This window comes from Paenibacillus sp. BAC0078 (genome assembly GCF_054483875.1).
This window is the reverse complement of record NZ_JBTLRW010000002.1, coordinates 16,808-32,094: the sequence shown is the minus strand read 5'-3', so window position 1 is coordinate 32,094 and position 15,287 is coordinate 16,808. Positions and strand designations below refer to the sequence as shown.

5 protein-coding genes are annotated in these 15,287 nt (G+C 51.9%); 4 read left to right on the top strand and 1 reads right to left on the bottom strand.

Annotated features, from left to right (window positions below):
- Positions 1-224: 224 nt before the first annotated feature.
- The gene (locus ACX1DY_RS03655) at positions 225-1,970 is read left to right on the top strand and encodes an alpha-glycosidase (protein ID WP_458962852.1); all 1,746 of its coding nucleotides are present in this window, start codon (positions 225-227) and stop codon (positions 1,968-1,970) included.
- Between the two features lie 496 nt (positions 1,971-2,466).
- On the opposite strand, the gene ACX1DY_RS03650 is transcribed toward ACX1DY_RS03655, so the two are convergent.
- The gene (locus ACX1DY_RS03650) at positions 2,467-10,113 is read right to left on the bottom strand and encodes a pullulanase (RefSeq protein ID WP_458962851.1); all 7,647 of its coding nucleotides are present in this window, start codon (positions 10,111-10,113) and stop codon (positions 2,467-2,469) included.
- 604 nt (positions 10,114-10,717) lie between these two features.
- On the opposite strand from ACX1DY_RS03650, the gene ACX1DY_RS03645 reads away from it, so the two are divergent.
- The 3 genes from ACX1DY_RS03645 (at position 10,718) to ACX1DY_RS03635 (ending at position 15,155) form a co-directional block, all read left to right on the top strand.
- Positions 10,718-11,755, top strand: a complete 1,038-nt coding sequence (locus ACX1DY_RS03645) for a LacI family DNA-binding transcriptional regulator (protein WP_458962850.1) — start codon at positions 10,718-10,720, stop codon at positions 11,753-11,755.
- A gap of 110 nt (positions 11,756-11,865) precedes the next feature.
- A complete protein-coding gene (gene pgmB / locus ACX1DY_RS03640; RefSeq protein ID WP_458962849.1) occupies positions 11,866-12,528 on the top strand; it encodes a beta-phosphoglucomutase in 663 nt (220 codons plus the stop codon).
- A 308-nt stretch (positions 12,529-12,836) separates the two neighbouring features.
- Positions 12,837-15,155 carry a glycoside hydrolase family 65 protein gene (locus ACX1DY_RS03635; RefSeq protein WP_458962848.1) on the top strand — a complete coding sequence of 773 codons (2,319 nt, stop codon included), beginning with the start codon at positions 12,837-12,839 and terminating at the stop codon, positions 15,153-15,155.
- Positions 15,156-15,287 lie beyond the last annotated feature (132 nt).

Genomic DNA, 15,287 nt, shown 5'->3' with positions numbered 1-15,287 from the left:
CGGACAAGCTACCCGGCGGCGGTTGTGCCTATTTGTTATGGACACAGAACGAGCCTGCTGTTCCAGCTCAGGGATTCGCCCTGCAAGGCCTCCGAAGCCAGTTTTGCTTGATGTTGTTCAGGTTGCTTATGCTCACACAAAACTAAGTGAATGCTTCCGAAGCGAGTTTTGCTCGATGTAATACCAGGAAGCGTCGCTAACAAAACTTTTAGGAGGAATCATCTATGTTACTGGAAGCTGTCTACCACCGCCCGCGTTTGAACTGGTCTTATGCCTATGATCACGATACGATTCATCTGCGCCTGCGCGCCAAAAAAGGGGATTTGACCGAGGTCTTCGCCTGGGCCGGCGATAAATATGCCTGGGATGCCACGAAAGAGCTGATCCCGATGACGCTGTTCACCTCTGACGCGATGTTCGATTATTGGGAATGCTCGTCGGTGCCTCTGTATCGGCGGCTGAAATATGGTTTTCTGCTGCAAAAAGGGCATGAACGGATCTGGATGACCGAAAGTGATTTCCAGACAGAGCGCCCGGCGAATCCGAACCGGCTGTTTGAATTTCCGTACATAAACCGCGGGGACGTATTTACTCCTCCAGCCTGGGTGAAGGACGCTGTTTTTTATCAAATTTTCCCTGAACGGTTCGCAAATGGCGATGCTAGTCTGAATCCGGCAAATGTACAGCCTTGGGGCGAAACGCCTACACCGGTGAACTTCTTCGGCGGCGACCTGCAAGGGGTCATGGACCACCTGGATCATTTAAGCGAGCTTGGCATTACCGGCATCTATTTCACGCCGATCTTCACCGCCACAACCAACCACAAATATGATACGGAAGACTACATGACGGTTGATCCGCATTTTGGTGACGTACAGACGCTGAAAAAGCTGGTCGCCGCCTGCCACGAACGCGGCATCCGCGTGCTGCTGGACGCTGTATTCAACCATTCGGGCCGCACCTTTGCCCCGTTTGTGGATGTACTGGAGAAGGGCGAAGCTTCTGAGTACAAGGACTGGTTCCATATCCGCGAGTTTCCGCTGCAGGTGGTGGACAGCATCCCAACCTACGATGCTTTTGCCTTCGAGCCGCTGATGCCGAAGCTGAATACTGAGAATCCGAAGGTGAAGGAGTATTTGCTTAAGGTGGCCGAGTATTGGATCACCGAGGTGGGCATTGACGGCTGGCGGCTGGATGTGGCGAACGAGGTGGACCATGAATTCTGGCGCGATTTCCGCAAAGTTGTAAAACGTGCGAATCCCGAGGCCTATATCCTGGGTGAAATCTGGCATGAATCGGCCCCTTGGCTGGAAGGCGATAAATTCGACGCGGTGATGAACTACCCATTCACCGATGCTGTGCTCGATTTCTTCGTCTACGGCGTGCTTGATGCCGAAGGCTTCGCCAACGCGATCGGCAAGCAGTTGTCACGTTATCCGCTGCAGGCCAGCGAGGTTGCCTTCAACCTGCTAGACAGCCATGACACTCCTCGGCTGTTAACCGTAGCCGAAGGGGACAAGAACAAGATGAAGCTCGCTGCCTTGTTCCAGTTCACCTTCATGGGCACGCCTTGTATTTATTACGGGGATGAGATCGGCATGGACGGCGAAGGCGATCCGGGCTGCCGCAAATGCATGGAGTGGAATCCCGAGAAGCAGGACCGCGAACTGTTCAGCTACTACCGCAAGCTGATCGAGATCCGCGGCAATCATCCTGCGCTCCGCACCGGCGCCTTCACCTTCCTGGAAGCAGGACCGCAGGGCAGCAAGCTGGCCTATGAGCGCCGACTGGGCGATGACATTATTGTGGTGCTGGTCAACACAGAAGAAACCGCCCAGACCTTCCGCATCGACGTGGAGGACCGCAATTGGGAGAACCTGTTCACCGGCGATCCGCTGCGCGCCGAGCGCGGCAAGCTGTCGCTCAAGCTGCCTGCTTACGGATATGCGGTGCTTAAAGCGCTGGTGTAGGGATAGGAGAACTAAGGGTACGGCAGCTCATGTGGCGACAGTACCGGCATTAATCCAAGTATCCGGCATGTGAGGGATCCTTCGTGGAATAAGTACCACTAATCGAACTCATCTGGCTCATGGAGGGCCCTTAGTAGGAAAAAGGACAACTAATTCAAAATATCCGGCTTTTGGAGGGCGCTTAGTGGGAAAAAGTATCACTAATTCGGCCGAAATCGGCCGGATATGGTGAAACGGCTTAAATTTGGTGTACGAATTCCACTAAAAGTCCGTTGCGGCTAGATTTTCAGCCAATTAGTTTTACTTTTTCCACTTAGCGTCAGCTCCCTGTCAACCATACTGTGTTCTACGGGCATCGAGCACAGCAATCGCTTCTGCAAGCACTTATATTTCGTCATACAGCACAAACGGCACTCTTCGCGAAGAAGAGTGCCGTTTGTGTTATTCGATAGCTAATGCGTACTGCCGAGAAGCCAGCAAGTTCGCTGAGCCATGCCTATTTGCCGAGCAGCTTGTAAATCACCTGGGCGCTTTCGGCCCGGGTCATCCATGCTTTAGGGGCAAATTGGTTGTCCGTTCTGCCCTGCAGCAGTCCCAGCTCCGCTGCGGCACTCACATAAGAAGCCGCCCAACTACTGATGTTGGAGGCATCCCCGAACCGCACGCTGCCATTCGCCAGGTCAAGCTTCTTGCCCTGTTTGACCTCCAGCGCACGGATGACCATGACAGCCATTTCCTCGCGGCTGATCACAGCATCCGGGGCGAACAGGTCCTTGCTGCGTCCGGCAGCAATGCCCTGGCTGACCGCTGCCGCCACATAGGAAGAGTACCATGCGTCCGGCTTGACATCAGTAAATGCGGCCTGCCCTTCCGCCTTCAACCCGAGTGCGCGCACAAGCAACGCGGTAAATTCCGCACGGGTGACGTTGTTCTTCGGCTTGAACTCGGAAACGGTAACCCCGGTCACGATCTGCTTCGCACTGAGCGATTTGATCGCCGGAGCCGCCCAATAGGCTGCGGGAACATCCTTAAAGGATTTGTTGACCTCAAGCGCTGCATACTTGCTAAAATGCGCAACTTGAGCTGTAAGTACATCTCCTTGCAGGCTACCTCCCACATACTCCAATTTGCCGTTATCGCCCAGGTAGTAGACGCCAAGCACTGCCTTGTCCGGACTTCCCTTCAGCTTGAAGGCAAGTGTGACCGGCTCTGCAAACGAGGTTATCGGAATAACACTGCCGTCCTTGCGGACAATGCTGAGTGAAAGCTCATACACATTAGAGGCAGCCGCCACCGCCGTATTGTCCTTGTTCAATCCTTCAAGCAGAAGACTTGCCGCACTGCCTTGAAGCGGAATCATGCGCAGCTCAATATGAGCACCGTCCGCATCCCCTCCGGTCACTGTCCCTTGCACCTTGCTAAGCGCCTTGGCAGGCAGGGTTACAGAAAGCTCCGCCGTTTTAAGCAGCAAATCATTGGTTCCCAGCAATTGCGCAGCCTGAAGCGGGAGCAGTACCGCCTGTTTGCCTGCTGCAATTTCCACTTCCACCTTACCATCCTTAGCGTTCTTCAGACTGTCCGCACTCACAAGCTGTGCACCCTCAGCAGGAGTCGCCGTTGGCGCAGCAGCCGAAGTTGAAACAGGCGCAGGCGTTGGTGTAGCTGTAGGCGTTGGCGTTGGTTTCACCGTAGGTGTAGGCGTTGGCGTAGGTGTCACCTTAGGCACAGCCGCCAAAATAACCGTTCCTCCGGCATCCCTGCCCGGCAGTTCAACCGTAATCTTTTGATCTTGCGATACCGTATAGATTTTGCCGCTGTACTCATCGGCAACCACTGTCTGTGCAGCAAAAGGAACCGGAATGCTGGCAGATACAGCCGCCGTCTTCGTGTTAATGACTGTAACAATGCTCTCGTTTCCGTATTGCTTCGCAAAAGCCAGATAGCCCAGCTCATCGGAACCGGCCAGCTTTGTGCGCACACCTTTGGAATACAGCTTGGAGTACTTGGCACGGATGTTCAGCAGCTTCTGGTAGTGATCGTGAAGTCCCTGCTCCGCCGTAAGCTGATCCCACGGCATATCTCCGCGGTTCTCGCTGAACTCTCCTTTTGACATATCTCCGGCATTCGCTCCAGACCGACCCAGCTCTTCCCCGTAGTAAATAACCGGCTGGCCTTTGGCCGTGATCTGCAGGGCGGCTGCGATCTTCAGCTTACCCTTGTCTCCGTCCACATAATTGGACAGGAAGCCGTTCTCATCATGGCTGCTCAGGAACTGGGCCATCATTTTGGTATTGTCCATTTGCGTTTCCCGGTCCTGCAGGTATGCATCCACATCGCCGATTTTTCCATTTGCAAAATCCCTGGCAGCATTCTTGAAGCCGAAATCCAGCAGACTGTCCATCTGGCCGGACTGCAGATTGCCGCCGTCATTATCCAGTGTACCGCCGTAAAATTCACCGACCAGCTTGAACTTTGGATCTATGGCGGTCAGCGCATTTTTGAAGGCTTTCCAGGTTGTATCCTCCACATGCTTAACCGTATCCACACGGAAATAATCAATCGTATCGCCGCGTTTCGTCCGCGCATTATCCAGCCAAGCAGTCTGCCAATTAATCAGCTTCTCACGAACCGCCGGGTCCTCGGTCTTAAAGTCCGGCAATCCGGCTAACTCGCCTTTGACCGGATCAGTGTCCGCCGATGTGCCGTCCGTGCGCAGCATGCCGTCAAAGCGAGCCTTATCCTCAGCCGTAACGCCTGCATAATTGTCTCCTGCCTTCAGGCCATAACCGGCGTGATTGAGCACAACATCCACCATAATCTTGATGCCCTTGTCATGGGCCTTCTCAATCAGCTCCTTGAAGGTTGCCATATCGCCAAGATGCTCGTCAAGCTGTGTGAAATCCTTGGCCCAATAGCCATGATAAGCATACTGCTTGCCGCCGAAATCAATGCCCTTGTTGAAATCAATATTGTCCACAATCGGCGTAATCCAAAGTGTATTGATACCCAGCTTCTGCAAATAATCCAGATTGTCGATCATTCCCCGGAAGTCTCCGCCGTGGTAGGCTTCCAGATGTGTTTTATCAACATCGGCGTTATTCGAAGCATCCCCATCCTTGAACCGGTCAGTAAGCGCAAAGTAGATTCGGGCCTCATCCCAGTCAAAATCAAGCTTATCATCCGTGTACGTTCTAGCTTTCACTTCAACTGCGGCAGTATCTTTATGCGTATTCCCATATTGATCAAGCAGGGTAATCGGGATATTCTTGATTCCCGCCTGGGCGCTGTCCTTGACAGCAATCGTCTGTTTCATCAGCGTGGTATCAAGCTTCACTGCGCCTGGTCCGCCAAGGGCAGTCAGATCCATATAGCCGTCCACATAAGACACATCTTCCGAAGAAGAAGCCTTCACTGTAATCACTGCATTTTCATTCGAGGTGACGGCTTTCGGCTGAACCGCTGCCTCGATGGTTACTTGCGGAATGTGATAGACGGCTGCCGATTCGCCATTCACCGTGTTTTTCGGGTCCGTCAGCTCTTCGGTTACGCCATCCTTAGTAATCAGGAAAGTGTACTTGTACGTGCCTTCCTGCACATTTTTCAGTTGATAGCTGAACCACTCCTTGGCTGCATCATATTCCATTGGATAGGCCGTGCCGTTTACTTTTACCTTCGCTTCACTGATTGCAGCCATATTATCACTGCGGAACAGGGCATCATCCCGATACCGGAAGGTAATAGTTCCGTCTTTCATCACAGGGCCGTTAATGGCCGGCTTGATGTCAAGCTCCTTCACCATACTGGTTACAATCACTTTGGTAAAAGCTTCGCCAGCACTCAGCGGAATGTTCCGGTCGTCCGGATAATCCTGCTTCCCGGTATTCCAGTCCGTTCCCTTGCGCAGCACAAAACCAACACTTGTGGCATTCGGCGCCACCTCAATCAGCACGCTTGCCTTGCCATCCTTGAAGGTAGTGAAGTCGATCTGATCGTTCTTAACTCCCGTATTCCACACCCAGAGGTTCCAATCCTTATAGTCTTTATCTTCACGGACATAGGTGAGCTGAACATAACGCTTGTTGTCTACGGCATCCTTGGTGACTTCAACAGTGATTTTGCTCGAGAGTCCGCCGTAGGAAACGGTAATTGTGGCCGTTCCAGCCTTGATTCCTTTGATCAGACCCTTGCTAGTCACTGTAGCGATTTCCGGCTTATCCGAGACATAGGCTGCCGTATTCGTCACCGTTCTGGAGCTGCCGTCATCATATTTGGCCGTTACAGCCGCTTGACGGGTGCTGCCAATTTGCAGCTTATAGCCTGAACTATCTGCTGACAGGGAAGTCAGGGCAGCAGCGGCGGCATCCTTGCGAATGACCACAGCGGTCAAAGGTTCAAGGGTAATGGAACCCGCGGTTAATGTGAAGCCGCTCCGGCTCGCCGCAGGAATCGCCTGATTCCCGGCTTCATCGTTGTCCACAAGCACCTGCCCTCCGGTCAAATCCTCGGAAAGAGTCAGAGTTCTTGCAGTATTGTCCCCGTTCACAAAGACATAATAAAGCCCGGTTCCATCGGTTGCTTTATTCTTGTAGCCGATCACCAGATCGGTTGCCTTGATCTCCGGTGCGGTGATCAGGCTGACATTCGAGTCCACCAGACTTTTGTCGCCAAGCCGGAAGGCATCGGTCGATTGTCTCAGCTTAATGAGTCCCGAGGTGTAGGCTCTGGTTGTATTTTGCACAGGATATTTGTCTTTGTCCGTTGCTTTCGCCCAGTCGAACATGTTGACCGCATCCGAAGAATCGTAGGAATCGTGTATAAAATAACCAAACGATTTCCCGTTCTCATCCTTCATTTCTGTATACTTCTGTTCAGGAACCCCCGCTGCCTTCCACTGCTTCGTGCGCCCATACTCCTGGCCTGCCTGCAGGAAAGCTGTCCCTTGAGACGTCAGCTCCAGCAGATTGCCGAGCCTGATCCGCTTCTGAATTTCCAGCTCATTCTCTGCAATATTCGGGTCCTTCTTGATGGACTGCGCAATGACATCATGCAGCGTCAGATTGTCGTGGGCTTCGATGTATGGCACAACATCACCTGGATCATCCGCCGGAATGTTGGAGGGCTGCCCCTTGATATTGTTCAGGATCGTAGCGATGGAACGCGCACCGCCCGTAATGAATCTCGGCTCGCCTTCCGAGCCATAGCCGGACTTCAGCTCATTGCGGAATTCATCGGAGAATACGCCGACGCTGTCTGTCTTATCCATCCATGCCTGATCTGCGCCTTTGCCGGCCAGTGCCGGATCGGAGGCGTCCCCGCCGAAGGTTTTCCAGCCTTCTCCGATGAACAGCGCCTTCGGGTTGATGGCTTCTGCGGCATCATAGGCCGCTTGAACAGCGTCTGCTGTCGCGTCGCCCATCATGTCCCAGCGCATGCCGTCGATTTTATATTCGTTGAACCAGTATTTGACCGAATCCACCATCAGCTTCTCGGCCATCTTATGGCTGGTCGCCAGATTGTTGCCGAACCCGCCAATGAAATTGCCGTTCGCATCCTGAAAGGCGTAATAATTCGGCACGATATCATTCAGGAAATCCTTTTTGGCCATATGGGTGTACACGACATCGAGAATGACCCCCATTCCCGCTTGATGCACGGCATCAATAAGGCCCTTCAGCTCCTTGATCCGTTCTTCGGGATCGGCAGGCTTCTGCGAATAGGCGCCATCCGGCGAGAAATAGCTCTGCGGATCATAACCCCAGTTGTATTCATTGTTCTGGGTCGAATAGGCCGATTCCCTGTTGCCCATCTTCGTTTCGTCCCCATAATACCAGGCCATGACCGGCATGAGCTGAATATGGGTCACACCCAGGGATTTAATATAATCCAGCTTCTTCTCAAAAGCCGCATACGAGCCCCAGCGTTCGCCGCCCAGCTCGCTTTCAATCGAAACATCGGAGGTGAAATCCCGCACGTGGACTTCATAAATGACGGCATCCTCACGCTTCTCGTAGCCAGGAATATCCCCTGCCCGGAAATCCAGCGGATTCGTCCCGCTCAAGTCAACAATAGCCGCTTTGCCGACCGTATCGCCATCCGGCCCCGCCGCACCCGTGGTGTCCACAGTGAACACAGCTATTGATTTGGCATAAGGATCAAGCACCGGCTTGCTTACTCCGTTATTGGTCACCTCGTATTGGTAGTAGTAGCCGCGCACATCCCCGGCTCCGCCCGGAGCGTCCAGGTCAGACGGCTTCAGCTCTGCCGACCAGACCCCTTTAGCGCCTTGGGTTAAGCTGACCTGGCCTACCTGCTTGGCTGCATCTGTCTTGCTGTACACATTTGCAACCACACTGCTGGCCATTGGAGCCCACAGCTTCAGAGTCGCGGACTTGGCCGCCGAATGATAGGTGGCTCCCAGATCATCACCCGTGTAATTGTACATTTCGTCAAGCATTCTCCAGCCTGCGGAAGCGGATACACTTTTCCCCGAATAGGTTACATTCAGCGGAGCTTTATCCAGCTCGAAGGCCGCCGTATCCACTTCTACCGCAGATTTGCTTTTAATGGTCACGGCAGTAACGGCAATTGGAGCACCTTCCTTGTCCTGTACAGTAATCGCTGACTTTAATCCTGCTGCGTCCAGACCGTCCGTCAATGTGAAGGTAAGCAGGATTTTGCTGGTGGACAGCACTTCCGCCGCTGCCAGACTGACCGGCTGCTCGCCAAAAGGAGACACATATACTTGATTATCCCCCTGCTTGATCCAGAGCTGATTATAGCGGTCCAGCAGGCTGAATGTTTTGTCTCCTCCATCTTTGTCGCCGCTCGCACGATTCACAACGACAAAGCCCAATTTCTTGGCGTTCGCTTTGAGCGGAATGTCTACATAAGCACCATAGGAGTCGGTATGTTCAGCTTGAAAAGGAACTGCATCTCCCGGCCAGGTTACCGGCAGTGAAGCCACCTCATCCCATAGCCACAAGCCGTACTGGCTATGATTGCTGTCCGTTCTCATGTAATGAACACGCACAGTATCCGCAGGAAGCACTACGGGTTCATAAGGCGTTACGGTATCCGAACCCTGCTTGATCCATATTTCATTTGTCTGCGGTGTATTGATCGTAAAAAGCTTGTCGCCCCCGTCCTTGTCCTGCGTGCTGCGGTTGACAACGAGGAACGAGATTTTCTTGGCGCCGGCCTTCAGCGGAACATCAACATAAGCGCCATAAGTATCAGTTTGCCCTTCAGGAAACGGGGCTGCGCCGGTCGGCCAGCTCCCGGAAGGTGAGGCCACATCGTCCCACAGCCACAAGCCCTGATCGGCGTAGTCACCCGCAGTCCGGTTATAGTGAATCCGCATATGGTCCTGCGGTACGGGAACAACCTTTCCCGGATCGGACGGAGCTGTAAAAGCTGCGCTGACCCCGTGATCCTTTGCACTATACTTAAAAGTCACTTTCAGATCAGCAGGAAGCTTCAGGGTCAAGTCCTTATCGGGATAGAGCATATCCGTGTCTGAAGAATCTCCGGGAACAAATACCCGATAGGTATATTCACCTTTGGGAAGCTGGGCCGTCCGCTCATAGATTCCATCCAAATCAGGATCTGACAAAGTGGTCCCTGCATCAGCCGGAGAAGAATCCTTGGCATCTCCCAGCTCCGTTTGCAGCGTTCCGGTCAGCCTCGGCAGCTTTCCCTCCGCAATCGGTGTGTAATACGTAGAATCCGCGATTTTTTTGGTGATGTCGTTATAGTAAAAGGTGACATTAGTTTCGGCTGTGAGCGTTAGCTGGATATTGCCGTCTTTATCAGTTCCGCCCGGATTGGTATAGCTGCCGTATCCGTAGCTCTCATCCCAGGTGCCGTTAAGAGCAACCTTGTATTCATAGACTCCTGCAGGCAATTTGCCTGTAAACTGGTACAATCCATTGTCCACATAGGTCATTTGCGTCACAGTGGCAGCAGGATTCCAGTCCCCTGTCGGCTCAGCTTCCGTCGATAGCTCCGATTGAAGATTGCCTGCCAGCACAGCCTTGGTTGCCGCTGCATTCACATGGACCGGACCAAAAGAAAAAGAGGATAACACCAGAATAACGATCATGCTGACGGCGAATATTTTTTTGCCCCATAATGCCAATCTCATTTGCTTCAATCCCTCCAAAACATAGATTTTTCCTTGCAGCTGCATCAGGCAGCAGATGATCAAGGAATCGCCTTCTCCGGCTATTTGCGGCTTCTCAGGCCTGTTAAGATCAGCCCCCTCCTGTCAATAAAATGAATGAAGCCATGTGCAACACTCCCATTCAATGCGCAAACGTTTGCAAAAATAATCAACAGGCACAATTCAGCAATCCATCTATTTGGAGTGCAAAAGACACCTGTTCAAAACCATATACTGTAAGCGCTTTATATTATGTTCACCATACTAATGCTGGACTTCCGCTGTTGTCAACTAGCAATTTACGATCCATAACCTTTTCAATTACAAAACATATGAAGCAGAATTTCATGTAGTGTTGCACAAATGAGGCGCAGATAATTGCACACTTTTGCACATTTTCAATACTTTCTGCGTTGATTTTGAAATTCAGTTTATTGGGGTTAGCATGATGAATAGCTACTCCGAACCCCCGCTTCCGCTCCATCTTGCCGCAAGCTGGCCTTCCGAAAGACTTTCACTATTTACAATTATGAACACTTCGATTAATATTACTGTGTAAAGCAAACGGTTCCATTAGGAGGTTTCTATGACAGTTACCATCAAGGACGTGGCTAAGAAAGCGGGAGTTTCTCCCTCCACAGTATCCCGGGTGTTGTCAGGCCATCCAAGAATTAGCCTAGAAACTTCCCGTAAGGTCAAAGTGATTATGGAGGAAATGGGCTACACTCCGAATATGATGGCCAAGAGTCTGGTTTCGAAGACTACGAACAGCATTTGCATCATTCTTCCGAAGCCGGCTGAAGAGCTGTTCTCCAATTTGTTTTTTATGGAATTGATCCGTGGGATTGTCACACAATCCAGCCGTTCCGGCTATGATGTGCTGCTCAGCTCCGGAGCAAACGAAAAGGAAGAGCTTGAAGCCGTGTCCCGCCTGCTCAAGGGCCGCCGTGTTGACGGCGTTATTCTGCTGTATTCACGCAAAGACGATGCGGTAATTGATTTTCTGGAATCGGGTGGCTACCCTTTTGTTCTGATCGGGCGAAGCGACCGCTATGAGAATATTTTATCCGTGGATAATGATAATATCATGGCTGCATTCGATGCTACGAACCACTTGATTTCTATGGGTCATGAACGTATTGGCTTTGTCAGCGGGCCGCCGAACCTCATCGTTTCGCGCGACCGGCTTGAAGGCTACCGCAGGGCGATGCATGACAGCGGACTCGAGATGCGGGAAGAATGGATCGTCGAAGGCGAATTTTTGCAGGACAGCGGATACCGGGCGATGTCATTCTTCATGAATCTCCCGAACCGCCCTACAGCACTGGTCGCAGTAGATGATATGGTCTCTTTCGGCGTACTGCGTGGACTGAATGAACTGAAATACAAGGTTCCTGATGATCTGGCGATTGTCAGCTTTAACAACATTCCGCTCTCGGAATTGTCCAGCCCGCCGATCAGCAGTATCGACATCGGAATTTATCATCTTGGCTATACGGCCTCCCAGGTGCTGATCCAGAGCATTCAGAAGCCGGATAACCATGACGGATATACGAACCGGTTCGTGATTCCCCACCGTTTAATCGTAAGAGAGTCTTCCATGTTTTCTCCAGCGAAGAAATGATCACAGAGGATCACAGAGCAAAATAAATGAAGCTATCAACGCTTCATTTATTTTTTCGAACTTTGTACAAACGTTTGCGCTACATATAAAACTTTTTAGGAGGTTTCAACATGTCAGAAATTAAAGCCTGCCTGTTCGACTTGGACGGTGTGCTCGTCGACACCGCCAAATATCATTTTATCGCCTGGAGAGAGCTGGCTGAGCAGCTCGGCTTTGTCTTCACCGAGCAGGACAATGAACGCCTCAAGGGCGTCAGCCGTGCCGCTTCGCTGAATATTCTGCTGGAAATCGGCGGACTTGTACTGGATGAAGAGAAAAAAGCGCAGCTCGCCGAGCAGAAGAACAACCGCTACGTCGAATACATCTCCAAGATGGACAGCTCGGAGATTCTGCCGGGTGCGCTGGCATTCCTTAAGGAATGCCGCAACCAGGGTATTAAGGTTGCTCTCGGCTCCGCCAGCAAAAACGCAATGACCATCCTGAACAACACCGGCCTGACTCCCTATTTCGATGCCATCATTGACGGTACACACACCAGCGCCGCGAAGCCCGATCCTGAGGTCTTCCTGCTTGGAGCCAAGGCCCTCTCAGTTGCTCCCGCGCACTGCGTCGTCTTCGAGGATGCAGAAGCAGGCATCACAGCCGCTATCCGCGCCGGCATGAGCAGCGTCGGCATCGGTTCGCCAGAGACGCTGGCCCAGGCGAATCTCGTCGTCCCTTCCCTTGAGCAGATCAGCGTTGCAGCCCTGCGGGAATCATTTGCAGCAGTTTGACGAACATTAACAGTTATAGGTAATGTGAGTCCCTTCTGCCCTACTCTTTATAAAATGAATTAAAAAACGTTATTAGAGTTTTGGTGACGAAGCCACGGAGCGGAAGTTTGGAACTGGAGGAGCGTTATGATCCGCCTTTATAATCAGATTTCTTCCGCTGCAATCGGCCTCAAATAGAGAAATCTGATTATAACAGCGGCCGGAAGTCCAAACATTCTGCGCAGTGGCGCCGCTGTCACCGGAATTCTAATACAACTGTTTTGATTCATTATATATCCTCATCCCCCATTTAAAAGGAGCCGGTAACCATGAAACAATATTTAAAAATCGACGAATGGTCCATTATTGAAGAATCCTTTGATCCTCAGACTCAGGAAATTTCCGAAAGCGTCTTTAGCATCGGAAACGGGTATATGGGCGGCCGTGCCAACTTTGAAGAAAAGTACAGCGGCCCAAGCCTGCAAGGCAGCTACATGGCCGGTGTCTACTACCCGGACAAAACACGGGTCGGCTGGTGGAAAAACGGTTATCCCGAGTATTTTGCCAAAGTGCTGAACAGCACCAACTGGATCGGCATCAACATTGACATCGACGGCGTTCCGCTCGACTTGGCGGCTTGCACCGTTAGCGAATTCCGCAGAGTGCTGAACATGAAGGGCGGCACGCTCTTCCGCAGCTTCACAGCCACAACCGTAGAAGGCAAAGAGGTCAAGGTTGAGAGCATCCGTATGGTCAGCATGGCCCGCCGCGAGATCGGTGCAATCCGCTATTCGATTATCCCGGTTAACTTTGCCGGAGAAATAACCGTTACCCCATACCTCGACGGCGACATCAAAAACAAAGACTCCAACTATGACGAGAAATTCTGGAACGAAGTTGAGAAACAAGCGAATCCGGACGGCGGACATCTTACACTGAAGACGAAAAAGCTGGATTTTCACGTAACCTCGGCCTACCTCTTCGACATTCTGGTTAACGGTGAAAAATTCGCAGGCGAAGCCGAAGCCATCCAGCAGGAGAAATATGTAGGCAGCAAGGCTAAGCTCACAGTACAGGCCGGTGATCAGGTCGTTATTTATAAATATGCCGCGAATGTCACCTCCCGCAATTATGGTCTGGGGCAATTGGTCGATGCCGCACATACCCTGCTGCACAGCGCACGCGAAGCCGGATTTGTGGAGCTTTTGACAGAACAGGCCGAGGCTTGGAAGGATAAGTGGAAGGAAAGCGACATTATCATTGAAGGCGATGTGTCCGCACAGCAGGCAATCCGTTTCAATATTTTCCAGTTGAATCAGACTTATACGGGTGAAGACGACCGGCTGAACATTGGACCGAAGGGTTTTACCGGGGAAAAATACGGCGGCAGCACCTACTGGGATACTGAAGCGTATTGCGTGCCGTTCTACTTGAGTACCGCTGACTCCACGATTGCCCGCAATCTGCTGATCTACCGCTACAAGCATCTGGAAAAAGCCAAGGAAAACGCCCGCAAGCTCGGCTTCTCGAAAGGCGCTCTCTATCCAATGGTCACGATGAACGGCGAGGAGTGCCACAATGAGTGGGAGATTACTTTTGAAGAGATCCACCGTAACGGCGCAATCGCTTATGCGATCTACAACTATGTGAACTACACCGGAGACAAAGCCTATCTCGGCCAATACGGCCTTGAGGTGCTGGTGGAAATCTCCCGCTTCTGGGAGGAGCGCGTCCACTATGTGCCCCACAAGGATAAATATGTCATGCTGGGCGTAACCGGTCCGAACGAATACGAGAACAACGTCAACAATAACTGGTATACGAACCGGATTGCCACCTGGACGATGGAATATACGCTGGAAGCTTTGGCATATCTGCAGGAGAATGAGTCCGCCCGTTATGCGGAGCTTGTTGACAAGCTTGGACTGCTGAAGAACGAAACGGCGCAGTGGAATGAGATTATCGCCAAAATGTACTATCCGGCCGATGAAGAACGCGGCATCTTCCTGCAGCAGGACGGCTTCCTCGACAAAGAGCTCATTCAGGTCAAGGATCTGCAGCCGGAGAACCTGCCGCTTAATCAAAAATGGTCCTGGGACCGCATCCTGCGTTCCTGCTTCATCAAACAGGCCGATGTGCTGCAGGGATTATATTTCCTCGGCGACCGCTATGATCTGGATACCAAAAAACGCAACTTCGACTTCTACGAGCCGATTACCGTACATGAGTCCTCGCTCTCCCCTTGTATTCATGCGATTCTTGCCTGCGAGCTGGGCTACAAGGACAAGGCTTATGAAATGTACCTGCGTACTTCGAGACTCGATCTCGACAATTACAACAACGATACGGAAGACGGCTGCCATACCACAAGCATGGCCGGAACCTGGATGTCGATTGTGCACGGCTTCGGCGGGCTCCGCGTGCTGGAAGACCGGCTGATCCTGAAGCCTTCCAACCCGGGACACTGGACCTCTTATTCGTTCAAGATCATGTTCCGCGGCTCCCGGCTGCAGGTCAACGTTACCGATGCACAGGTTACCGTTGTCAACGAAACCGATATCCCGGCGTCCATCACGATTCATGGCAAGGAGTATACTGTGAACGGGCTGAGCAGCATCACTGCTGCAGGCTCTTCCGTTGCAGTGTAATTGCTGCCGTTTCCCCGAAGTTCCGCTTCGGGGATATTTTTTATAAGTTTCACTGGAAAATTGAATCAGCAAGAAAGGCGGAGGGGAAATTTGGAAGTGTAGGAGCGTTAGCGTCCGCCTTTGTTCTCGGAT